At 70.3% G+C, this 22,233-nt stretch carries 21 protein-coding genes and 1 other RNA gene; 12 read left to right on the forward strand and 10 right to left on the reverse strand.

The window, feature by feature from the left end; all coding sequences use genetic code 11:
* Positions 1–9 precede the first annotated feature (9 nt).
* The 3 genes from AC27IY_RS43375 (at position 10) to AC27IY_RS43385 (ending at position 5,952) form a co-directional block, all read left to right on the forward strand.
* A complete protein-coding gene (locus tag AC27IY_RS43375) occupies positions 10–564 on the forward strand; it encodes a sigma-70 family RNA polymerase sigma factor (protein ID WP_371250818.1) in 555 nt (184 codons plus the stop codon).
* Complete coding sequence (locus AC27IY_RS43380) at positions 564–761, forward strand: zf-HC2 domain-containing protein (RefSeq protein ID WP_091079819.1); 198 nt, start codon at positions 564–566, stop codon at positions 759–761. The genes AC27IY_RS43375 and AC27IY_RS43380 overlap by 1 nt, the downstream gene beginning before the upstream one ends.
* A gap of 316 nt (positions 762–1,077) precedes the next feature.
* Entirely contained in the window at positions 1,078–5,952 is a 4,875-nt protein-coding gene (locus AC27IY_RS43385; RefSeq protein ID WP_423474273.1) for an NAD-glutamate dehydrogenase, read from the forward strand.
* Positions 5,953–5,992: 40 nt separating this feature from the next.
* On the opposite strand, the gene AC27IY_RS43390 is transcribed toward AC27IY_RS43385, so the two are convergent.
* Entirely contained in the window at positions 5,993–7,024 is a 1,032-nt protein-coding gene (locus AC27IY_RS43390) for a DUF8094 domain-containing protein (RefSeq protein ID WP_487181576.1), read from the reverse strand.
* 47 nt (positions 7,025–7,071) lie between these two features.
* On the opposite strand from AC27IY_RS43390, the gene prfB reads away from it, so the two are divergent.
* Positions 7,072–8,190: a peptide chain release factor 2 gene (gene prfB, locus AC27IY_RS43395; RefSeq protein ID WP_329584571.1), complete on the forward strand. Its 1,119-nt coding sequence runs from the start codon at positions 7,072–7,074 to the stop codon at positions 8,188–8,190.
* A gap of 69 nt (positions 8,191–8,259) precedes the next feature.
* On the opposite strand, the gene AC27IY_RS43400 is transcribed toward prfB, so the two are convergent.
* Positions 8,260–8,451 carry a hypothetical protein gene (locus tag AC27IY_RS43400; RefSeq protein ID WP_449948134.1) on the reverse strand — a complete coding sequence of 64 codons (192 nt, stop codon included), beginning with the start codon at positions 8,449–8,451 and terminating at the stop codon, positions 8,260–8,262.
* A 202-nt stretch (positions 8,452–8,653) separates the two neighbouring features.
* Here AC27IY_RS43400 and ftsE point away from each other — a divergent pair, with 202 nt between their 5' ends.
* The 5 genes from ftsE to ssrA all read left to right on the forward strand — a co-directional run bounded on the left by ftsE (position 8,654) and on the right by ssrA (position 13,335).
* Positions 8,654–9,343: a cell division ATP-binding protein FtsE gene (ftsE, locus tag AC27IY_RS43405; RefSeq protein ID WP_020541427.1), complete on the forward strand. Its 690-nt coding sequence runs from the start codon at positions 8,654–8,656 to the stop codon at positions 9,341–9,343.
* Positions 9,344–9,363: 20 nt separating this feature from the next.
* Positions 9,364–10,272, forward strand: a complete 909-nt coding sequence (gene ftsX, locus AC27IY_RS43410; protein WP_344210089.1) for a permease-like cell division protein FtsX — start codon at positions 9,364–9,366, stop codon at positions 10,270–10,272.
* A gap of 23 nt (positions 10,273–10,295) precedes the next feature.
* Complete coding sequence (gene smpB, locus AC27IY_RS43415; RefSeq protein ID WP_344210087.1) at positions 10,296–10,763, forward strand: SsrA-binding protein SmpB; 468 nt, start codon at positions 10,296–10,298, stop codon at positions 10,761–10,763.
* Between the two features lie 20 nt (positions 10,764–10,783).
* Entirely contained in the window at positions 10,784–12,637 is a 1,854-nt protein-coding gene (locus tag AC27IY_RS43420; RefSeq protein WP_487181577.1) for a penicillin-binding transpeptidase domain-containing protein, read from the forward strand.
* Between the two features lie 314 nt (positions 12,638–12,951).
* Positions 12,952–13,335: a transfer-messenger RNA gene (gene ssrA / locus AC27IY_RS43425) on the forward strand.
* A 7-nt stretch (positions 13,336–13,342) separates the two neighbouring features.
* Here the strand turns inward: ssrA and AC27IY_RS43430 are convergent.
* The 5 genes from AC27IY_RS43430 to AC27IY_RS43450 all read right to left on the reverse strand — a co-directional run bounded on the left by AC27IY_RS43430 (position 13,343) and on the right by AC27IY_RS43450 (position 16,938).
* Positions 13,343–14,554: a serine hydrolase domain-containing protein gene (locus AC27IY_RS43430; RefSeq protein WP_487181578.1), complete on the reverse strand. Its 1,212-nt coding sequence runs from the start codon at positions 14,552–14,554 to the stop codon at positions 13,343–13,345.
* Between the two features lie 42 nt (positions 14,555–14,596).
* On the reverse strand, positions 14,597–14,974 hold the full coding sequence (locus tag AC27IY_RS43435) for a hypothetical protein (protein ID WP_364449685.1): 378 nt from the start codon (positions 14,972–14,974) through the stop codon (positions 14,597–14,599).
* A gap of 117 nt (positions 14,975–15,091) precedes the next feature.
* The gene (locus tag AC27IY_RS43440) at positions 15,092–15,676 is read right to left on the reverse strand and encodes a hypothetical protein (RefSeq protein WP_487181579.1); all 585 of its coding nucleotides are present in this window, start codon (positions 15,674–15,676) and stop codon (positions 15,092–15,094) included.
* A 32-nt stretch (positions 15,677–15,708) separates the two neighbouring features.
* Entirely contained in the window at positions 15,709–16,446 is a 738-nt protein-coding gene (locus AC27IY_RS43445) for a trypsin-like serine protease (RefSeq protein WP_344210076.1), read from the reverse strand.
* A 93-nt stretch (positions 16,447–16,539) separates the two neighbouring features.
* Positions 16,540–16,938, reverse strand: a complete 399-nt coding sequence (locus AC27IY_RS43450; RefSeq protein WP_423443658.1) for a hypothetical protein — start codon at positions 16,936–16,938, stop codon at positions 16,540–16,542.
* A 100-nt stretch (positions 16,939–17,038) separates the two neighbouring features.
* Between AC27IY_RS43450 and AC27IY_RS43455 the strand changes: the two genes are divergently transcribed.
* The gene (locus AC27IY_RS43455) at positions 17,039–18,007 is read left to right on the forward strand and encodes a GlxA family transcriptional regulator (RefSeq protein WP_423443660.1); all 969 of its coding nucleotides are present in this window, start codon (positions 17,039–17,041) and stop codon (positions 18,005–18,007) included.
* A 6-nt stretch (positions 18,008–18,013) separates the two neighbouring features.
* Here the strand turns inward: AC27IY_RS43455 and AC27IY_RS43460 are convergent, their stop codons facing one another.
* Positions 18,014–18,349, reverse strand: coding sequence for a hypothetical protein (locus AC27IY_RS43460; protein ID WP_487181580.1), 336 nt, complete (start codon positions 18,347–18,349; stop codon positions 18,014–18,016).
* Between the two features lie 4 nt (positions 18,350–18,353).
* Between AC27IY_RS43460 and AC27IY_RS43465 the strand changes: the two genes are divergently transcribed.
* Together AC27IY_RS43465 and AC27IY_RS43470 are read left to right on the forward strand one after the other, a co-directional pair.
* Entirely contained in the window at positions 18,354–18,941 is a 588-nt protein-coding gene (locus tag AC27IY_RS43465) for a hypothetical protein (protein ID WP_487181581.1), read from the forward strand.
* Positions 18,925–19,470 carry an OmpA family protein gene (locus AC27IY_RS43470; RefSeq protein ID WP_487181582.1) on the forward strand — a complete coding sequence of 182 codons (546 nt, stop codon included), beginning with the start codon at positions 18,925–18,927 and terminating at the stop codon, positions 19,468–19,470. Before AC27IY_RS43465 ends, AC27IY_RS43470 begins: the two co-directional genes overlap by 17 nt.
* A 4-nt stretch (positions 19,471–19,474) precedes the next feature.
* Here AC27IY_RS43470 and AC27IY_RS43475 read toward each other — a convergent pair whose 3' ends face one another.
* Both AC27IY_RS43475 and AC27IY_RS43480 read right to left on the reverse strand, forming a co-directional pair.
* A complete protein-coding gene (locus tag AC27IY_RS43475; RefSeq protein WP_487181583.1) occupies positions 19,475–20,563 on the reverse strand; it encodes a S1C family serine protease in 1,089 nt (362 codons plus the stop codon).
* A 30-nt stretch (positions 20,564–20,593) separates the two neighbouring features.
* Entirely contained in the window at positions 20,594–22,024 is a 1,431-nt protein-coding gene (locus AC27IY_RS43480; protein ID WP_487181584.1) for an AMP-binding protein, read from the reverse strand.
* Between the last annotated feature and the right edge of the window lie 209 nt (positions 22,025–22,233).

Raw genomic sequence — 22,233 nt, forward strand, 5'->3', positions numbered from 1 at the left:
GGTGTAAAGATGTGCCCCGTGCTAGGTCACCTCGACGGCAGGTTCGAGAGTGCTGATGCCGAGGCGGAGCACCGCATCGCGGTGCTTTACCAGGAGTTCGGCGGCCCTCTGCTGCGCCACGTGCGCAAAAGTACTGGTAACGACCTCCAATGGGCCGAAGACGTCGTGCAGGAGACGCTCGTCCGAGCCTGGCGTAACTCGGCAAGACTGCAATGGGAACCAAGCCTCTTATGGGCGTGGCTACTGACGGTAGCCCGCAGGATCGTCATCGACGGACGTCGACGCAAGAGCGTGCGGCCTCACGAGGTCGAGCCGCCCGAAGTCGACATGATGGCGGTGCCGGACGGCTCTGAGCGAGCCCTGTCGGCGATGGTCGTCGCCGACGCGCTCCGCAGTCTGTCCGACGAACACCGCGAAGTCATTGAGCAGACCTACCTCCGAGACCGTACGATAAGTGAGGCGGCGGAGATTCTGGGGATTCCGCCGGGCACGGTGAAGTCCCGGCTCTACTACGGCATCCGGGCTCTCCGCGAGCTGCTGCGGGACAAGGGGGTAGCCGGCTGATGCATGACGAGGTGGCCGCCTACGTCCTCGGCGTCCTCGATGAAGAGGAGCACGAGGCGTTCGAGCGCCACCTCGACGAGTGCGAGCAGTGCCGGCGCGAGCTCGTCGAGCTCGTCGAGTTGCCCGAGCAGCTCGACGAGCTGAAGCACACCCCCTCCGCCTCCGACGACGACCCCCCTATGTCCATGTCGCGTTGACGTCCACCCCCTTTTCGGGTGGTATCGGTAACGGCAAGGCGTTCAGGGGGAGGTGTTCGGTGGGCATCGACGGCGATGCGCTCGTTCCCCGGCATCCCCGGCCAGGTCCTGGAGGCGATGACGCCCCAGGGCCTTCTCACGTCGTCCCCGGCCCCTGCCGCGGCGTTCGTGCTGTGGGATGCTTTCCCGGCCGCCCCCTGCTGGCAGGGCCTGCCGCGGGTCCGTACGCGCCCGCACTACTACTTCCCGCTGTCCCGGGAACAAGAGCCTGGCCGTATCCGGCCCGGCCAACCCTCACAAAGGAGTGAGACCTGACATGCCCCTCGACGAGGCCAAGGACGAGCTGCTCCAGCGAGCGGCCGAGCACTGCGTGGCGAGCAGTGAACACGTGATCACCGAGGAGGCGCTCTCCTTCCTGCGGCTCTACTACCGCCACGTGGCCCCCGAGGACCTGCTGCACCGCGACCCCGTCGACGTGTACGGCCCCGCGATGTCGCAGCGCCAGCTCGCCGAGCAGCGTCCCCAGGGCCGGGCCGTGGTCCGCGCCTTCACCCCCACCATCGAGGAGAACGGGTGGGACCCCGGCCACTCGGTGGTCGAGGTGGTCACCGACGACATGCCGTTCCTGGTCGACTCGGTGACGATGGAGCTGGACCGGCACGACCTCGGCATCCACCTGCTGGTCCACCCGCAGATGCGGGTGCGCAGGGACATGACGGGCCGCATGCTGGGCCGTGGCCAGGAGGACGTCACCGGCCAGATGCTGGTCGAGTCCTGGATCCACATCGAGATCGACAGGCAGGCCGACCCGGCGGCGCTGAAGGCGCTGGAGAACGACCTGCAGCGGGTGCTCACCGACGTGCGCCACGCGGTCGAGGACTTCAGGAAGATGCGGGCGGTCGCCGTCCAGGTCGCCGAGGACCTCAGCATGAGCCCGCCGCCGCTGGAGCCGGCCGAGGTCGAGGACAGCATCGACCTGCTGCGCTGGCTCGCCGACGGGCACTTCACCTTCCTCGGCTACCGGGAGTACCGGCTGGAGGACACCGACCGGGGCGAGGCGCTGCGGGCGCTGCCGGGCGCGGCGCTCGGCATCCTGCGCGACGACCGGATCGGCTCCGAGAGCTTCTCGGTGCTGCCGCCCGAGGTGCGGGCCAAGGCGCGCGAGAAGCAGCTCATGATCATCACCAAGGCCAACTCGCGGGCCACCGTCCACCGGGCGGCCTACCTCGACTACATCGGGGTCAAGATGTTCTCGCCGGACGGCGAGGTCATCGGCGAGCGCCGCTTCCTCGGCCTGTTCACCCACGTGGCCTACAACGAGTCGATCTCCCGCATCCCGGTGCTGCGCCGCAAGCTGGCCGACGTGCTCGAACGCGCCGGGCTCGCCCCCGACAGCCACGACGGCAAGGACCTCATCGAGATCCTGGAGTCGTTCCCGCGCGACGAGCTGTTCCAGACCTCGGTCGAGCAGCTGCTGCCGATCGCGCTCGGCGTGCTGCGGCTGCGCGAGCGCAAGCAGGTCAAGCTGTTCCTGCGCCGCGACGACTACGGCCGCTACATCTCCTGCCTCATCTACCTGCCGCGCGACCGCTACACCACCAAGGTCCGGCTGAAGATGCAGGAAGTGCTGCTCAAGGCGCTGGGCGGCCGGTCGCTCGACTACAGCGCGATGATCGGCGAGTCGTCGCTGGCCCGCCTGCACGTCGTGGTGCGGGGCGAGCGGGGCAAGCAGCTCCCGCCGCCGCGCGTGGACGTGGAGGAGCTGGAGGCGCGCCTGGCCGCCATCACCCGCTCCTGGGAGGACGACCTGGCGGTCGCGCTGGCCGAGATGACCTCCGAGGAGGAGGCGCCGGCGCTCACCCGCCGCTACGCCTCCGCCTTCCCTGAGGGTTACAAGGCGGACTTCCCGCCCAAGGTGGCCGTGGTCGACCTGCGCCGCCTGGAGGAGCTGGTCGCGGGCGGCGACGGCGGCGAGGTCGGGATCAACCTCTACGAGCCGTACGACGCGGCCGAGGGGGAGCGGCGGCTCAAGATCTACAAGATCGGCTCGCCCATCTCGCTGTCCCACGCGCTGCCCCTCATCCAGCGGCTGGGCGTCGAGGTCGTGGACGAGCGGCCGTACGAGGTCGACCGGGACAACGACCCGGCCACCAAGAACGCCTGGATCTACGACTTCGGCCTGCGCTACACCCCGTCGGCCGACGTGGACAGGAAGGACTTCAAGCGCCTGTTCCAGGACGGCCTGCGCGCCCTGTGGACGGGGCGGGTGCAGGCCGACGACTTCAACGCGCTGATCCTGCGGGCCGGGCTGACCTGGGAGCAGGTCGAGATCCTGCGGGTGTACGCCAAATACCTGCGGCAGGCGGGCAGCACGTTCTCGCAGCCGTACATGGAGAAGGTGCTCACCGGCAACGTGCGGCTGGCGCGGCTGCTGGTCAACCTGTTCGAGGCGCGGCTCGACCCGCGGCGGGACGAGGACGTGCGGTGCGACCTGGTGGACGCGCTGAACGAGGAGATCCTGGGCGCGCTCGACGAGGTGGCCTCGCTGGACGAGGACCGCATCCTGCGGGCGTACCTGGAGATGATTCAGGCGACCTTGCGCACCAATTACTTCCAGACGGTGGATGGGCACCGCAAAACGTACATATCTCTCAAATTCGACCCGCAGGCCATCAGCGTGCTGCCGTTGCCGCGGCCGAAGTTCGAGATATTCGTCTACTCGCCGCGGGTGGAAGGCGTGCATCTCCGGTTCGGGAAGGTGGCGCGCGGCGGTCTGCGGTGGTCGGACCGGATGGAGGATTTCCGGACGGAGATCCTGGGCCTGGTCAAGGCGCAAATGGTGAAAAACACCGTTATTGTCCCGACTGGGTCTAAAGGTGGATTTGTCGTTAAGCGTCCTCCGGTGGGCGGCACCCGCGAGGAGCTGATGGCCGAGGGCATCGCCTGCTACCGCACCTTCATCTCCGGCCTGCTGGACGTCACCGACAACCTCGTGGACGGCAAGGTCGTGCCCCCGCGCGACGTGGTCAGGCACGACGGCGACGACACCTACCTCGTCGTCGCGGCCGACAAGGGCACCGCCACCTTCTCCGACATCGCCAACGCGGTGGCCAAGGAGTACGGCTTCTGGCTCGGCGACGCCTTCGCCTCCGGCGGCTCCATCGGCTACGACCACAAGGCCATGGGCATCACCGCGCGCGGCGCCTGGGAGTCGGTGAAATACCACTTCCGCACGACGGGCGTGGACACCCAGACCACCGACTTCACCGTGGTCGGCATCGGCGACATGTCGGGCGACGTGTTCGGCAACGGCATGCTGCTGTCCGAGCACATCCGCCTCGTGGCCGCCTTCGACCACCGGCACATCTTCGTCGACCCCGTCCCCGACGCCGCCCGCTCCTACGCCGAGCGGCGGCGCCTGTTCGAGCTGCCGCGCAGCTCCTGGGAGGACTACGACCCCGGGCTGATCTCGGCGGGCGGCGGCGTCTTCTCCCGATCCGCGAAGTCCGTCCAGATCACGCCGCAGATGCGCGAGGCGCTCGGCATCCCGGCCGGTGTCACCTCGATGGCGCCCACCGACCTGATCAGCGCCATCCTCAAGGCCCCGGTCGACCTGCTGTGGAACGGCGGCATCGGCACCTACGTCAAGGCGTCGTCCGAGTCGCACGCCGACGTCGGCGACAAGGCCAACGACGTGCTCCGCGTCGACGCCGCCGACCTGCGCTGCAAGGTCATCGGCGAGGGCGGCAACCTGGGCATGACCCAGCTCGCCCGGATCGAGTTCGCGCGCGACGGCGGCCTGGTCAACACCGACTTCATCGACAACTCGGCCGGCGTCGACACCTCCGACCACGAGGTGAACATCAAGATCCTGCTCGACCAGGTCGTCCGCGACGGCGAGCTGACCGACAAGCAGCGCAACCAGGTCTTCACCTCGATGACCGACGAGGTCGCCCAGCTCGTGCTGCGCGACAACCACGCCCAGAACGTGGTCCTCGACGCCGCCCGCGCCCAGGCCGTCGAGATGCTGCACATCCACTCCCGCTACCTGCGGCGGCTGGAGCGCGAGGGGCTGGTCAACCGGGAGCTGGAGTTCCTGCCCTCGGACAAGACGCTGGCCGAGCGCCGCCAGGCGCGGCTCGGGCTGACCTCGCCCGAGTTCTCGGTGCTGCTCGCCTACACCAAGCTGGTGCTGGACGCCGAGGTGCTGGGATCCGACCTGCCCGACGAGCCCTACCTGGAGTCGTGGCTGGTCTCGTACTTCCCGTCGGCCCTGCGGGAGCGGTTCCGCCCGTACATGGACGCGCACCCGCTGCGCCGCGAGATCATCACCACCTGCGTGGTGAACGAGCTGGTCAACTCCATGGGCACCACGTTCATGCACCGCTTCGGCGAGGAGACCGGCGCCTCCGCGCCCGACATCGTGCGGGCCTGGCTGGTCGCGCGCGAGCTGTTCGACCTGCCGAGCTTCTACCGGGCGGTCGAGTCCCTCGACAACCAGGTGGACACCGCCACCCAGATCGCCATGCTGCTGGAGGCGCGCAAGCTGGTCGAGCGGGGCACCCGCTGGCTGCTGGCCAACCGCCGGCCGCCGCTCGACCTCGCCGGGTCGGCCGGCTTCTTCATCAAGGGCGTCAACGGGCTGCTCGCCCACATCCCCAAGCTGCTCACCGGGCCCGACCTGGCCGCGTACGAGGATCGCCGCGACGCCTTCCTCGCCCGCGGCGTTCCGCAGGAGCTGGCCGAGCGGGTGGCCGGGATGGTGCCCGCCTACTCCACGCTCGACCTGGTGGAGATCGCCTCGCTCAGCGAGCGGCCGGTCAGCGAGGTGGCCGAGGTCTACTTCGACCTGGCCGACCGGCTCCAGCTGGCCCGCCTGCGGGAGCGCGTGATCGCGCTGCCGAGGGACAACCGCTGGAACTCCATGGCCCGCTCGGCGCTGCGCGACGACCTGTACGCCGCGCACGCCTCGCTCACCCAGGACGTGCTGGCCCACAGCGAGCCGGGCCTGGCGCCCGAGGAGCGGCTGGCCCGCTGGTCGGAGGCCAACTCGGCGGCCGTCTCGCGGGCCAGGCAGACGCTGTCGGAGATCTGGGAGAGCGACAACTTCGACCTGGCCACGCTGTCGGTCGCGCTGCGGGCCGTCCGCACGCTGGTGGCCGCCAGCAACCTCCCCTACACGGAGGCGTAGTCACCGGACTCCCGGGCGCGGCGGCGCCGCGCCCGGGGGCTCACGTGCCGGTGGCGCGCGTGAGGCCCCCGTCGTGGGCGATCACGGCCGCCGCCCCCGCCTTGGCGATGGGCGGGACGGCGGTGGCGTACTGGTGCGTCTCGACCAGCCGCAGCGTACGCCGCAGCACCGTCGAGTTGATCGCCCAGCGGGCCGCGTCGGGCACCGGGATGTAGTCGTCCTCGGCCGTCTTGGTGGTCGTGGTCGTCGTGCGCGACAGCGAGTATTGGATCAGCGCCCCGCCGTCGGCGGTGCGCAGCGCGTACACGGGGAAGCTGTCGGCGCTGAAGATGGAGTCGTAGCTGAAGCCGTCGGCCTTCGCCTGCTCCCGCAGCGAGGCGATCTGCTCGGCCACCTCGGTGGTGTAGGGGCCGGCCGCCACCAGCCCGGCCGTCACGCCCGACGAGCCGGTCTCGGCCACGCTGGCGTGCACCGGCTGCATGAACTGCGGGCTGATGGTCACGCTCTTGTCGTCAGGAGCCAGCGCCGTGGCGTAGCCCTCGGCGTCCTCGGCGACCTCCGGCAGCTTCTGGCCGGGCAGGAGCTCGGCCACCGAGCTCAGCCGCCACCGGTCGGACCTGGCGAAGGTCAGCAGCGTCGGCCGGCCGTCGCGGGTCGCGAGGGCGGTGAACCAGGGCGCCTGCTCGTCGGGCCTGAACCTCGGCACGAAGAGGGCGGGCGCGCCCCATCGGTAGCGGGGCGGCGCATAGTCGGTGGACAGGTAGGCGGCGAGGCTCAGCGGGGTCTGCCCGCCGGTCGTGAGGTCGACCGCCATGCGCAGACGGCCGTCGAGGTCGCTCTTGACGCGCAGCGTGTCGTCGGTGGCGGTGATCTCGGTGAACACCTCGGCGGCCTCGGCCTTGGTGACCGCGACCAGGCTCGGCGAGGGCGACGACGAGGGCGTGGGCGTGGTCGACACAGCGGCGGCGGAGCTGGTCGGAGGGGGCGGCGCGGCGTCGGCCGAGCAGGCGCCCGCCCCGGCCAGGACGCCGGCGGCGAGCGCCAGGAGCCACCGTCGCCCGTATGCACGCACCTCGCCATGTTATTCGGGCCCGCGACGGTCGCGTACCCTTGGGAGACGTGGCAGGCATCGATCCGGCAGAAGAGATCAACGAGCTCGCGGGCACGCTCCGCAGCATCCAGGACGTGCTCGACCTCGACGCGATGCGCAAGCAGATCGAGGAGCTGGAGCAGCAGGTCGCCGCGCCCGACCTCTGGGACGACCCCGAGCAGGCCCAGAAGGTGACGAGCAAGCTCTCCCATCTCCAGGGCGAGCTCAACCGCGTCGACGGCGTGGCCCGCCGGCTCGACGACCTCGGCGTCCTCTACGAGCTCGCGGCCGAGGAGGGCGACGCCGACACGCGCGCCGAGGCCGACAAGGAGCTGGAGTCGCTGCGGTCCGACATCGGCGCGCTGGAGGTCCGCACCCTGCTGTCGGGCGAATACGACGCCCGCGAGGCCCTGGTCAGCATCAACGCGCAGGCCGGCGGCGTCGACGCGGCCGACTGGGCCGAGATGCTGCTGCGCATGTACCTCCGGTGGGCCGAGCGCAAGGGCTACTCCACCGAGGTCTACGACACCTCCTACGCCGAGGAGGCCGGCATCAAGTCGGCCACCTTCACGATCAAGGCTCCCTACGCCTACGGCACGCTGCGCGGCGAGCACGGCACGCACCGCCTGGTCCGCATCAGCCCGTTCGACAACCAGGGGCGGCGGCAGACCTCGTTCGCGGGGGTCGACATCGTCCCGGTCGTCGAGCAGACCGACCACATCGACATCAACGAGGACGAGATCCGCGTCGACGTCTACCGCTCCAGCGGCCCCGGCGGCCAGGGCGTCAACACCACCGACTCCGCCGTGCGCATCACCCACCTGCCGACCAACATCGTGGTCTCCTGCCAGAACGAGCGCTCGCAGCTCCAGAACCGCGCCACCGCCATGGCGGTCCTGCAGGCCAAGCTGCTGGAGCGCAAGCGGCAGGAGGAGGCCGAGAAGATGTCGGAGCTGCGGGGCGCCACGACCACGTCGTGGGGCACGCAGATCCGCAACTACGTGCTGCACCCCTACCAGATCGTCAAGGACCTGCGCACGGGCACCGAGGCGGGCAACCCGACGGCGGTGCTCGACGGCGACCTCGACGAGTTCATCGAGTCGGAGATCCGGTGGATGCGCCGCCAGGAGTCGGGCGCGGCCGAGTGAGGCCCGGCCGCCCGGGATGAGCGGGCGGGCTGAGCGCCCGTCCTGAGCGGCCCGTCCTGGGCGATCCGCCTAGCGGACGACCAGGTGCTCGGCCGCGAGCGTCGCGAAGAGCAGGACGACCAGCAGCACGGCGATCAGGGCGGGCGGGAGCCCGGCGAAGCCGTGCTGGTGCATCCGCTCGCGGTTGGCGCGGCAGAGCGGGCAGCGGCCCTCGATGACGGGGTGGGCGCACTGCGCGCATACGAGGTGTTCGCAACTCATGTCAGCCCCAAGTCTAGCCGCACAATCGTTTTGTTTCCGTTATGGACGTTCCATGCCAGTCTTCCCCCTAGACTGTCGTCTGGCCAATCGGAACGTCGATCATTGGTAAAGCGACGGCCGCCGAGTGGCCGGTGGCGGGAAGTGGGCATGTGCCACCCTCGCTTCCGTCCTGACCCCTAGACTGGCATGCCGTGATGCTCTCGTGATCCATTTCGATAATGTCACCAAGGTCTACGCCAACCAGAACCGGCCCGCTCTCGACCACGTCTCCGTCGACGTGGACAAGGGCGAGTTCGTGTTCCTCGTCGGCCCTTCGGGGTCAGGCAAGTCCACGTTCCTGCGCCTGGTCCTCAAGGAGGAGCGGCCCAACTCCGGGGCGATCCACGTCGCCGGCAAGGATCTGGCCCGCCTCTCCAACTTCAAGGTGCCGCACCTGCGCCGCCGCATCGGCTGCGTCTTCCAGGACTTCCGGCTGCTGCCGAACAAGAACGTCTACGAGAACGTGGCGTTCGCGCTCGAGGTCATCGGCAAGCCCCGGCGGTTCATCCGCAAGGTCGTGCCCGAGGTCATCGAGCTGGTCGGCCTGGAGGGCAAGGCCCACCGCATGCCCGACGAGCTGTCCGGCGGCGAGCAGCAGCGCGTCGCCATGGCCCGCGCGTTCGTCAACAGGCCGATGATCCTGCTGGCCGACGAGCCCACGGGCAACATCGACCCCGCGACGAGCATCGGCATCATGAAGGTGCTCGACCGCATCAACAGGACTGGCACCACGGTCGTCATGGCCACACACGACGCGGCCATCGTCGACTCCATGCGCAAGCGTGTCGTGGAGCTGGAGGACGGCAAGATCGTCCGTGACCAGTCGCGTGGCGTTTACGGCCAGGCGTACTGACAGGGAGCTGTAGACAGAACATGCGGGCGAACTTCATCTTCTCCGAGGTCTGGATCGGCCTCCGTCGCAACCTGACCATGACGATCGCGGTGGTCATCACCGTGGCGGTCGGAATGGCGATGCTGGGCGTCGGCCTGATGATCAACGCCCAGGTCGGTCTGATCCGCGGTTACTGGGACGACAAAGTCGAGGTCTCGGTCTTCCTGTGCACCAAGGGCTCGGCCGTGCAGACCTGCAACGGCAAGGCGATCACGCAGGCCCAGACCAACAAGCTCCAGGAGCACCTCAAGGGCACCCCCGGCGTCAAGGAGGTCTTCTACGAGGACCAGGCGTCCGCCTACGAGAACTTCAAAGCGGCCTTCGCCTCCAACGAGGCCCTGGTGAAGGCCACCAAGGTCGAGGACATGCCGACCTCGTTCCGAATCAAGGTGGCCGACCCCAACAACTACGCGTCGGTCATCCAGGCGATCCAGGGCCAGCCCGGCGTCTCCCAGGTGACCGACCAGAAGCAGCTCGTCGGGCCGTTCTTCCAGATGCTCGACAAGCTCGCCTACTACGCGCTGGCGGTCGCGATCATCCTGGTGCTGGCGGCCGCGCTGCTCATCGGCAACACCGTCCGGCTGTCGGCGTTCAACCGGCGGCGGGAGACCGGCATCATGCGGCTGGTCGGCGCCTCCAACCTCTACATCCAGCTCCCCTTCATCATGGAGGGCGTGATCGCGGGTCTCATCGGCGGCGTCTTCGCGGCGGTCATCCTGATCGTCACGAAGGTCATGCTGTTCGAGGAGCTCGGCCGCTTCGTCGGCGGCCCGACGGCGCAGCTCGGCTGGGACACGGTGGCGCAGACGATCACCTTCACCATGATCATCGGCGTGGTGATCTGTGTGCTCGCGTCGTTCGTCACCCTCCGCCGATACCTCAGAGTGTGACGGAACGCCGGTAAAGTCGAAGCATGCCACGTGAGACCGGGCGGAAGGTCATCGCCCAGAACAAACGCGCTCGGCACGATTACCACATCGAGGACACCTTCGAGGCGGGGCTCGTGCTGCAGGGCACCGAGGTCAAGTCGCTCCGCGAGGGCCGCGCCTCGCTCGTCGACGGCTACGCCAGCATCGACGGTGACGAAGCGTGGCTGCTCAACGTGCACATCCCCGAATACGCGCAAGGAACGTGGACCAACCACGCCGCCCGCCGCAAGCGCAAGCTGCTGCTGCACCGCAAGGAGATCGACAAGCTCGCCGTCAAGACCAAGGAGGGCGGGCTGACGATCATTCCGTTGTCGCTGTACTTCAAGGACGGCCGGGCCAAGGTCGAGATCGGCCTGGCCCGCGGCAAGAAGGACTGGGACAAGCGGCAGACGCTGGCGGAGCAGCAGGCCAAGCGGGAGATGGCCCGCGCCCTGCGCTACCGCAACCGATGAGAGGCGCGACACCGCCAGCGATGAGACGCGCCCGCCGCACCCTCTCCGCGACCGTCACCCTGGCGATCGCGTGCACCACGCTGACCGGCTGCTTCGAGGAGCCGTCACCGCATGACGCGGTGCGCGACTTCCTCGTGGGCTGGCAGAGCGAGGACTACGACCTGGCCGCCGGCCGCACCGACGGCGACCAGGCGACCGTACGCAAGGCCCTGTCGGACGCCAAGCTGGAGCTCGACGCGGCCTCCTTCCGGTTCAAGATCAAGAGCGTCACCGTGACCGGCGAGGAGTCCAAGGCCGACTTCCGCGCCGAGGTCGACCTGGGCGAGAACAACCCGCTCTGGGAGTACGACGGCGTGCTGCCGCTGCACCTGGTGGACGGCTCGTGGAAGGTGCGCTGGTCGCCGTCCGTGCTGCACCCCCAGCTCAAGGAGGGCGAGCGCTTCGCGGTCGACATCGGGCCCAACCCGCGCCAGCCGGTCGTCGACCGCACCGGCGACCCGCTGCAGACCGACACCGTGCTCTACGTCGCCGGCGTCTACCCCGCCCAGCTCGGCGACCGGGCCGAGGAGGTCGTCGACAAGCTGTCGGAGATCACCGACTACGCCCGGGACCGGCTGCTGAGCCGCATCAGGTCGTCCCCGCCGGACAAGTTCGTGCCCCTGGTGACCTTCGGGCGCGCGCGCTACCAGGCGCTGCAGAGCAAGCTCAACATCCCCGGCATCAAGGTCGAACCCCAGGACCAGCCGGTCAACCCCGACGCGCCCCGGCAGATCGTCGGCACCGTCAGCGCGCTGACCCCGGAGACCGAGCAGAAGCTCGGCGGCCCCCAGCGGGCCGGCGACTCCGTCGGCAAGAGCGGCCTGCAGCAGGCCTACCAGAACTACCTGACCGGCTCCACGGAGACCAAGGTCATCACGCTCGACCTCAAGACCGGCAAGGAGGTCGCCCGGCTCAAGGAGTGGCCGGGCCGGCAGAACGTCTCGGTCAAGACCACCCTCGACCGCAGCGTGCAGGCCGCCGCCGAGCAGGCCGTGGCCGACTCCGCCACCAGCTCGCTCGTCGTGGTGGACAAGAACTCCGGCGAGATCCGCGCGGTCGCCACCAAGGGCATGCACCAGGAGAAGGACGCGCTGGCCGGCAAGTTCCCCGCCGGCACGGCGTTCTCGATCGTGGCGGCCGACGCGCTGCTCAAGGCCGGGGTGAGCCCCAAGCAGCGGCTGAGCTGCCCGGCCGAGCGCACGGTCGGCGGTGCCAGGTTCGTGCACGCCGGGCAGCTCGGCGCCAACACGTCGGGCACCTTCCAGGAGAACTTCGCCAAGGGCTGCGTCACCGCGCTCGCCTCGCTGGCCCGCCGGGTCAAGGCCGACGACCTGCGCAAGAGCGCGGAGGCGTTCGGGGTGGGGCAGTCGTGGCGGCTGCCGCTGAGGTCGTTCAACGGCTCGTTCCCGTCGCTGGCCGGCGACGCCGACAAGGCCAAGGCGATCGCGGGCCAGAACGTCCAGGTCAGCCCGCTCGGCATGGCGCTGGTCGGGGCGGCGGTGGCGTCCGGCACCTGGCGTCCGCCCGTGCTCGTCACCGACCCCAAGTCGTCCGACGCCGCCACCGACAAGGCGCCAATCGTCCAGCCCGACCCCGTGCCGATGGACGCGAAGGTGCGCACGGCGCTGACCACGATGATGCGGGCCGGCGCGCTGAGCACGCCGGCGCTGGCGCAGCAGCAGGCCAAGGTCTACGGCGTGACGGCGACGGCGGGCAACCAGCTGACCTGGTTCGTCGGCTGGCAGGGCGATCTGGCCGTGGCGGTGCTGTCGAAGAACTACAACGCCTCGGCCGTCGCGGGGAGCTTCTTCTCGGCCCTTCGCACCTCTCCGTGAAAAGGTCGTGACGGCGAGCAACCATCGGCTGCTCGCCGAGCGTCTTCCTTAGTGACTGGGCCCGCTCGGGGGGTTGCGGTCCCAGTCGCCGTGATGAGATCAGGGCTTCATCTCGGGGGAAGCCCTGCCGTCCGGACCGGCTCGACCCTGCCGGTCGGCCCCCGGGAGCGTGTGCTTGTGCGCCGCGCTCCCGGGGGTTTCGGCATGTTCGGGGCGGTCGCGCCACGGGGAATTAAGTTGGCGTCAGGGGCGTTGTGCCGTGTAGATTCATGTTGCTCACCTCACTTCGCGTGGGGTGTGTTGACAACTGCACAGGGGGTGACTGGCTTCGACTTCGACTTTGCAAGCCAGGTGAAGCGGGCCGAGGACTGCGGACATAACCTCGTTAATCCTGTGACCGCAAACAACAAGTGCCAACTCTAAGCGCACTGTGGTCGGCCAGGACTCCCTGGCCCTCGCTGCCTAAGTAGCGAAACCACTGTCAGCCCGGGAGCGCCTTCGGCCCGGTGTCTGGCATCGTCAGAAGGCTCAACCGATCAACCCGGCCACGGGGGCGATCGGGAAATCTAACAGTGGCTGAGCCCGTCGGCGACTCGCCTGCGTGATCGCCGGGGCTGAGAAAAACACAGCAGGCTGCGCCCGGAGAAGCCCTGACTTGGGGTTGAAGGACGCGGGTTCGATTCCCGCCACCTCCACTCATCTGCATCAGCGACGGCGGTGTCCCTTGGGGACACCGCCGTTTTCGCGTTTCAGGCAGGCCCTCACGGCGGCCACCAGGTTCGCCGCTCGCGGGTCCTGCGGGTCGTCCTCGATGCGGTTCATCACGTAGGCGAAGGCGAGGCCGGTCGCCGGGTCGGCGTAGCCGATCGAGCCGCCGTGGCCGGAGAAGCCGAAGGCCGTGGGGGAGTGCCAGAAGGCGTCCGGGGTGGGCAGGCCGAAGCCGGTGGCGATCCGCACCGGGACGCGCAGGATCCGGTCCACGCCGCTGACCTGCTCCTTCGTGGCGGCGGCCAGTGTGGCGGGGGTGAGGACGCGGTGGCCGTCGACCTCGCCGATGAGGGCCGCGTAGAAGCGGGCGAGGGCGCGGGCGGTGCAGACGCCGTTCGTGGCGGGCAGCTCGGCGTGCAGTTCCTCCGGGTCGTCGTGGTTCAGCGGGGGCGCGAAGAGGGTCACGGCGCGCGTGGTCAGCGAGGCGGGGTCGGCGAAGGCGGCCATGATCTCGCGCATCGGCTCCGGGATCGCGTCGAGGTCGACGGCGGACAGGGCGGCGAAGTCGATCGGCGTGGTGACGAGCCGGCTCACCCGGTGCGCCTGCGACCTCGGCAGGCCGATCCACAGGTCCAGGCCGAGCGGCGCGGCGATCTCCTCGGCCAGGAACGTGCCGAGGCTGCGCCCGCTCACCCGGCGGACGACCTCGCCGACCAGCCAGCCGTAGGTCTGCGCGTGGTAGCCGTGTGCGGCGCCCGGCTCCCAGTACGGCCGCTGCGCGGCCAGCGCCTCCACCACGGGTGTGCCGGCGATCGCGTCGGCCCTGGTGAGCGGGCGGTCCACGGCGGGCAGCCCCGCCTGGTGGGTGAGCAGCCACCGCACCGGGATGCGATCCTTGCCGTGCGCGGCGAACTCGGGCCAGTAGCGGGCCACGGGCGCGTCCAGATCCAGCTCGCCGCGCTGGGCCAGCAGGAGGGCGCAGGCCGCCGTCACCGCCTTGGTCGTGGAGAAGACGACCTGGAGGGTGTCGCGTCGCCAGGGCCGGCCGGTCGCCGGGTCGGCGAGGCCGCCCCACAGGTCGACGACCGGGCGGCCGTGCAGGTAGACGGCGACCGCCGCCCCGGCCTCGCGGCCGCCGGTCAGGTTGGCCGCGAACGCCTCGCGTACGGGTTCGAACCCCGGCGCGGTGTCTCCGCCGATCTCGGGCATGCGTCATCGCCTTCCGTTGCTTCGCGTGATGGGACGCGGAGGCTAGCGGCGCCACTTCCCGACCACCCAGGCGCACAGCTCCTGCTCGGTCATCTCGGGGAACTCCGCGGCGAACGTGGCGAGCGCGCGGACCGCCTCGTCACGGGTGAGACCGCGGGCCGCCGCCTCCTTGAGGTATTCCTGGCGGGCCAGCGTCGGCCGGCCCCCGCCGGAGCCTCGGCCGGGCAGGCCGTCGCGCCAGCGCACGATGTCGGCGACCCGCTCGGGACGCCAGCCCGGGGCGCCGTCGACCTCCACGTCCGGCTCGGGGAAGGGATGGTCGGACCCGGAAGGGTAGCGGGTGCGCCACTTGTGCACCGCGTGCCTGCTCACCCCCAGCGCCTCGGCGATGCCGACGACGCCCAGGTAGGGGATGGGCATGGGTGCACCTGCTTGTCGGTCCGGGCCTCCTTCGCGGATCTCCAGTAGTACCACTCCTGGTGCCCCGCCTCCGACGGCCGGGCGCCGAAAACATGGTCTCTCATCGAGACGATGTTTTCAAGGTGTGCCGAGGATGATGACCGGGCCCTCTTCCTCGTCGAAGCGTTCGCTCTCGATGGCGACGCCCGTCGACGCCTCGACGAAGGCGAGTGCCGCCGCGCGGCGGCCTGTGAAGTCGTCGCGGGGAACGGTGGCGAGGAGTTCGTGCAGGCCGGTCACCGCGGCCGGGTCGCCTTCCTCGGTGATGTGGTCGGCGAAGTGGAAGCGGTCCACGCGGGTCCTGATGCGGCCGCCCGCCGCGTAGAGGAGGGTGCTCTGGCCGCTGAAGTTCCAGCTCGTCAGCCATACCCGGCAGTCCTCGCTGAGTGCGGCGACGATGTCGTCGGAGGCGGGGATGCCGGACCAGTCCAGGAAGCCCCAGGCGCCGTCGCCCTCGAAGGCGAAGATCAGCTCGCCGTCGGCGTTCGCGTTGGCGTCCACGGGGTCCGGCACGATGCGCTGCTCGGGGTCGTGGCCGCCGTTCAGGCGCCATAAGACGTCGTCGCAGGTCAGATGCTCGTCGAGGGGCTGGACGACGAGCCAGCAGAGGCTTTCTTCCAGCCAGCCGCGACGCTGGAGGAGGTCTCGGTAATAGTCGATCACCCGGTCAGCGTTCCACGGGAACGGCCGCCGCGTCAGCGCGGGAGGGTGACGTACTTGCCGAGGAAGGTGCGGGCCGACTGGCTGTCGAGGCGGTAGTCGTAGTTGGTGCCCTTGCAGGCGTCGTCGGCGCCGCTGATGGAGGTGGCCACCAGCAGGTGCGAGTCGGGGCCGCCGAGGAAGTTGGGGCCGCCCGAGTCGCCGAAGCAGGTGCTGCCGTCGCTCTTGACCGACATCGACAGGTTGAGCCAGCGCTTGGTCATCCCCTTGTAGGAGATGGACGCCTGGTTGCGGGTGTCGGTGTAGTGGTAGACCTCCTCGCGCGCCTTCTTGGCCGGCGCGAGGGAGCCGTACCCGACCGGGGTGAAACGGGTCAGCTTGCCCTCGGCCTTGAGGCGGTCGAGCAGGCCGGGGGCGGGGAGCTGGGCGGGGCGGATGCCGGTGACGGGCTGGTCGAAGACGACCACCGCCATGTCATGCAGGTCCGATTTCTCGTTGAACCGAGGGTCCGGGATGAACCGGCCGCTGTGGAGCGCGCTGCCGGGCTTGTACTGGGCGGAGAAGGTCACCTTGGCGGTCTTCTGTCCCTTCTCGCCGCAGTGGGCGGCGGTCAGGAAGACCGTCGGGGAGACGAGGGTGCCGGTGCAGTACGTCCAGGTGCCGTCGGCGTGCGGCCGGTCGGCGACCATGGCGCCCACCTCGGGGTGGGCGGCACCGTCGGCCGAACCGTTCGTGATGGCGGCCGCGGGCAGGGCGGTGGCGCCTGTCAGCAAAGTGGCAGCAATCATGACAAATGGGACATAACGCATCCACAAAGGGTAGGCGACACCATGCCCAAAGTGGTAATGGCGGCATCACCGGGGTCGTCAGTGGGCGCAGCCCGCGTACTCGTCGAGGCGGCGCAGCATCGCGGCCAGCATGAGCGGGAACATGGCCACGTGCGCGAGCGTCATCATCGTGCCCGCGTCGATCCAGCCGAGCCACAGCATCGGGAAGAGCGGCACGACCGGGACGAACATCGCCGCGCACATCTCCAGCGTCGGTGCCCAGCCGTGGCGGCGGAAGCGCATCCACGCGGCCATGCCGATCGACATGTTGAGCGCCATCACCAGGTAGCCCAGCTCGGGCTGCGCGCTGTGGGAGACGCCGAGGCCGAGCACGTCGAGCAGCGCGCCGAGGGCGAACATCCCGGCGAACATCGCGATGATCATCTCAAGGTAGTGGAGGGCGAATCTGCCCCAGCTGCGGGTGCTCGTCGTGGTCATGGCTCCGACTGTCCACGGGCGGGCGGGGGCGGGCCAAGGCGGGCGGCCGGACAAGTCCGGAAACTTGGGGTCCTGGTCCTTAAACCCTAGAGTCGAGGGCATGGACGTCCGGCGGGTGGTCGTGGTGGCGTACGAGGCGGCCTCGCTGCTCGACCTCGCCTGCGTCACCTCCACGCTGGAGGAGGCCAACTGGCACGGCGCGGCGCCGTGCTACGAGGTGCGGGTCGCGGCCCCCGGCGGCAACCCCGTCACCTGCGGCACCGGGCTCACCGTCCAGGCGCAGCTCCCGCTGGAGCGCGTCACCGGGCCGCTCGACACGCTCGTCGTCTGCGGCGGCATCGGGTTCGAGGACGCGGCGGCGAACCCGTCCGTCGTGGGCCACGTACGCCGGCTGTCCAGGGAGAGCCGGCGGGTCGCGTCCGTGTGCACCGGGGCGTTCGTGCTGGCCGCGGCCGGGCTGCTCGACGGGCGGCGGGCCACCACGCACTGGCGGGTCGCCGGCGAGCTGGCCGGCCGCCACCCCGAGGTCGCCGTCGACCCCGGCCCGATCTTCCTGCGGGACGGCGACGTCGCCACCTCCGCGGGCGTCACCGCCGCCCTCGACCTCACCCTCGCCCTCGTCGAGGAGGACAACGGCCCCGACCTGTCCCGCACCGTGGCCCGCCACCTCGTCACCTACCTGCAGCGGCCCGGCAACCAGGCGCAGATGAGCATGTTCGTCGCCTCGCCCTCGCCCGCGGACACCCTGGTCAAGCGGACCGTCGAGCACATCGGCGGCCACCTCGCCGACGACCTGTCCACCGCCGCGCTCGCCGCCGCGGCCGGGGTCAGCGAGCGGCACCTCACCCGGCTGTTCCTGCGCCACCTGGGCCGGACGCCCGGCCGGTACGTCCGCCAGGCCCGCGCCGAGGCCGCCGCCCACCTGCTGGTCTCCACGTCGCTGCCGATGGCCTCGATCGCGGCGCGCTGCGGGTTCGGGACGGCCGAGACGCTGCGGCAGGCGTTCCTCGACCGGTACGGGACCTCGCCCTCCCGCTACCGCCTCACGCAGCGCTCGGCCCTCGGCTGACCTGGCTCACGAGGCCGGCCGGCGTTCTTCCTCACGCCGCTGTCCGAGCTGAACGCCCACCACGACGACTGGCACGCCACCACGGCCACCGGCCTGGACGCCGCCCGCGCCCTCCTGGCGCTCGGCCGGGCGGCGCTCGCCGATGGTGCGGATGATGCGGTTGGTGTCCTCGTGAGCGTTGTGGAAGAGTTTGACGGCCTTGGCGAGAGCCACCAGGACGCGCGGCTCGCCGAGGAGGCCCCGGCGGCGGCGATGACCGGGCCGGCGCGCACCGGCTGTGCGGATACCGAACGCCGCCTCCCCAGGGTCAGGGCCACATCCCCGAACGACGAAGGTGATCACGACGATGCGAAAGACGATCGTGCTGGCCGTCGCGGCGGCCGCGCTCGCGGGCTGCGGCGTGCTGCCGGGCGCCCCGCAGGGCGGCGGCGAGGAGCGGCGGTCGCGGCCCGTCTCGGAGAGCACGGCCGCGTCCGCCCCCGAGCGGCAGCCGGCCCAGGAGAGCGCCCCTCCGCAGCAGAGCGCGGTGATCGCCTCCAAGGAGACCAAGGTCGGCTCCGGCGACATGTACGGCGAGGCCCGCGTCGACCTCACCGGCCTCAAGCGGCAGGGCAGGATCGCCACCCTGACCTGGGTCGTCACCGCCCTCGACGGCAAGGTCAACGTGCACAACGGACTCAGCACCGGCACGCTGGACTTCACGGTCTCGGGCGTCGCCCTCATCGACCCGGTCAACGCCAAGCGTTACCGCGTCGCCCGCAACGGCACCGGCGCGGACGCCGAGTGCGTGTGCTCCGGCACCCAGGGGCAGTTCCTGGAGAAGGGCGAGGCGTCCACGCTGTACGCGGTCTTCGCCGCCCCGCCGGCCGACGTGAGCACGATCAATGTTGAGATGCCGGGTATCGGGGTGTTCACCGATGTTCCGATCGCTTAGCGCGGCCCTGGTCCTCGCCCTGGCGTCCCCGACCCCGGCGCCCGAGCCGCCGGCCGGCGCCACCGGGGTCGTCGAGGACCTGGTGCTGCCGGTCGAGGACATCATCGGCGAGGTCGAGTCCATGGACGGCACCGAGAGTGAGACCAAGCAGGGACGCCAGGTGACCCTCGCGGTGACCAGCGACGTGCTGTTCGCGCTGGACAAGTGGCGGCTCACGGCCAAGGCCAGGCAGCGGCTTGAGCAGGTGGCCGCCAAGGTGGACGCGGAGAGCGCGGGCGGCGTCGTCAGGATCGAGGGCCACACCGACGACCAGGGCACGGACGCCTACAACCTGACGCTGTCGCGCCGCCGCGCGCAGGCCGTCCAGCAGGCCGTACGCGGCCTGATCACCGTCCCGGGCGTCACCTTCCAGGCCACCGGGTACGGCGAGAGCCGCCCCAAGCTGCCCAACCTGGTGCGGGGCAAGCCGGTCGAGGGCAACCGGGCGAAAAACCGGCGGGTCGAGATCGTCTTCACCGCGAAGCGGTAGCCGGTCAGTCCCCGGGAAGCTGCCCCAGGGTCACCGTCAGGGTCGCACGGGAGCCGTCGGAGCGGATGATCCCCACCTTGACCTGGGTGCCCGGCTGCAGGGTGGCGATGGTCTCGGTCAGGTCGGCGATGGTGGGCGTCTCCTTGTCGTTGACCGAGACGATCACGTCGCCGGTCTCGATGCCGGCCTTGGCCGCGCCGCCGCCCCGCTCCACGCGGGCCACCCCGACGCCGGCCGGCTGCCCGTCACTGCCGAGCACCGTGCTGCCCCGGATGCCGAGCGCGGCCCTGCGGCTGTTGGTGACCTTGCCGTTCTTGATGATCTGGTTGGCGATGTCGACGGCGGTGTTGCCGGGGATCGCGAAGCCGATGCCGGGGGCCGCGCCGCCGCCGAGCTCGGGGAGGGTGGCCGCGAGCGTCGGGACGCCGATCACCTGGCCGGACAGGTTCACCAGCGCGCCGCCGCTGTTGCCGGGGTTGATGGCGGCCGAGGTCTGGATGGAGTTGGCGATCGTCGCGCCGGGGGAGCCGGCCTCCTGCGGCTCGGACACGGTACGCCCGACCGCCGAGACGATGCCCTCGGTGACGCTGCCCGACAGGCCGAGCGGGTTGCCCATGGCGAGCACGATCTGCCCGACCCGTACCTTCGAGGAGTCCGCGAACGTGGCCGGCCGCAGCCCGTCCGGGTTGTCCACCTTGATCACGGCCAGGTCGCCGGTGGCGAAGGAGCGCACCAGCCGCGCCTTGCGGTCCGCGCCGCCGGTGGCGAAGGCGACGCTCATCTCGGTGGCCTCGCCGACCACGTGGGCGTTGGTGATGATGTGGCCCGCGTGGTCGAAGACGATGCCGGAGCCGAGGCCGACCTTGGTGTTGATCTGCACGATGGACGGCAGGACGTTCGCGATGACCTGCTCGTACGCCGCCTCCAGGGCCTGGGCGGGGCCGCTGCCCGCCCCGGTCGCCCCGGGTGAGGTCGCGCCCGGTGACGTCGCGGTGGGCGCGGCGGACGGCGAACGCACTCCGGTCGCGGGGAGCGTTCCGCAGCCCGCGAGCAGCATGGCGGCTGCGGCGAGTGCCGCGGCGGTCCTCCTCATGGGCTGCCTCATGGCAGTGGTGTGCCCCAATCAGTGCGAAAGATACGCCTCCCGAACATTCCGCCTACTGAGCTTGCCGGTGGGCGTACGCGGCAGCGACTCCCGGTACTCGATCACCCGCGGATGCTTCAGCCGCGCCAGCCGGGGCACGCAGTGCCGCAGCAGCTCGGCGGTCAGCTCCTCGGAGCCCGTCACCCCGGGCGCCGGCTGGACCAGCGCCACGACCTTGTGGCCCCACTCCGGGTCGGGAACGCCGATCACGGCCACGTCCGCGACCGCCGGGTGCTCCAGCAGCGCCGCCTCGATCTCGGCGGGATAGATGTTCACGCCGCCCGAGATGATCAGATCGGTACGCCGGTCGAGCAGGAACAGGTAGCCGTCCTCGTCCAGGTAGCCGATGTCGCCGGGCGTGTAGTCGCGCCCGCGCATGGCGGCGGCCGTCTTGTCGGGGTCGCCGTGGTACTCGAAGCGGTTGATGCCGCCGATGTAGACGAGGCCGGGCTGTCCGGGCGGCTGCTCCTCGCCGTCCTCGCCGACGATCGTGAAGCGCATGCCGTCCAGCGCCCTGCCGACCGTGCCGGGCCGCTCCAGCCACTCCTGGGACGACACCATGGTGGCCACGGCCGCCTCGGTGGAGCCGTAGTACTCCCACAGCACCGGGCCGAGCCAGTCGATCATCGCCTGCTTGACGGCGGGCGGGCAGAAGGCGGCCCCGTGGTAGAGGTGGGTGAGGGACGACAGGTCGTACGACTCCCGGTCCGGCACGGCCAGCAGCCGGTGGAACATCGTGGGCACCATGAACGCGTTCGTCACCCGGTGCCGCTCGACGAGCCGCAGCGTCTCGGCGGCGTCGAACCGCTCGGGCGCCACGATCGCGTGCCCGAACTGCAGCGCCATCATGGCCTGCCCGTACGGCGCCGAGTGGTAGAGCTGCGAGCACACCAGGTGCACCCCGCCCATCGGCAGCCCGAAGTGCCGCCAGCTCTTGCGCATGAGGATCGGGTACAGCTCCTCGGGCGTCAGCTCCAGCAGCCGCCGTCGTACGCCCTTGGGGCGGCCGGTGGTGCCCGAGGTGTAGAGCATCATGGAGCCGGCCCAGCGCTCGGCGGGGGCGGTGTCCGGCTGTCCCGCGGCCAGCTCGGCGACCGTGAGGGCGTCGGGGGAGACCACCACCTTGGCGCCGCAGTCGGTGATGATGTAGTCGATCTCCTCGGCGGTGAAGTGCCAGTTGACCGGCACCAGGTAGGCGCCGATCTGGTACGTCGCCAGCATCATGGTGAGCGCGTCCCGGCCGTTCTTCAGCACGGTCACCACGCAGTCACCGCGGCGGACGCCGCGCGAGGCCAGGCCGTTCGACGTCTGGTTCACCCGGGACAGCAGGGCTCCGTAGGTGAGGCCGTCGTCGCCCAGGAGGGCGGGACGATCCGGGTCTTCGGCGGCGATCTCGTAGAAACCCCTCATGTAGCCAGACCTTACAGAATTAGATTCTGCTGCGGCTATAGAGGAAATAACCCGCTCTGCGGTGACGTAACCTCAAGGTCATGGCGGACGTCGGAGATCAGATACCCTCCTCGAACTCACCCACCACTCCGTTCCGCAAGGTCGTCCTGCCGCCGGCCGAGGAGACGGTGCAGACCCAGCGACCCCCCGCGGCCCCGCCCCGCCCCCAG

The organism is Nonomuraea sp. B208, assembly GCF_057536035.1.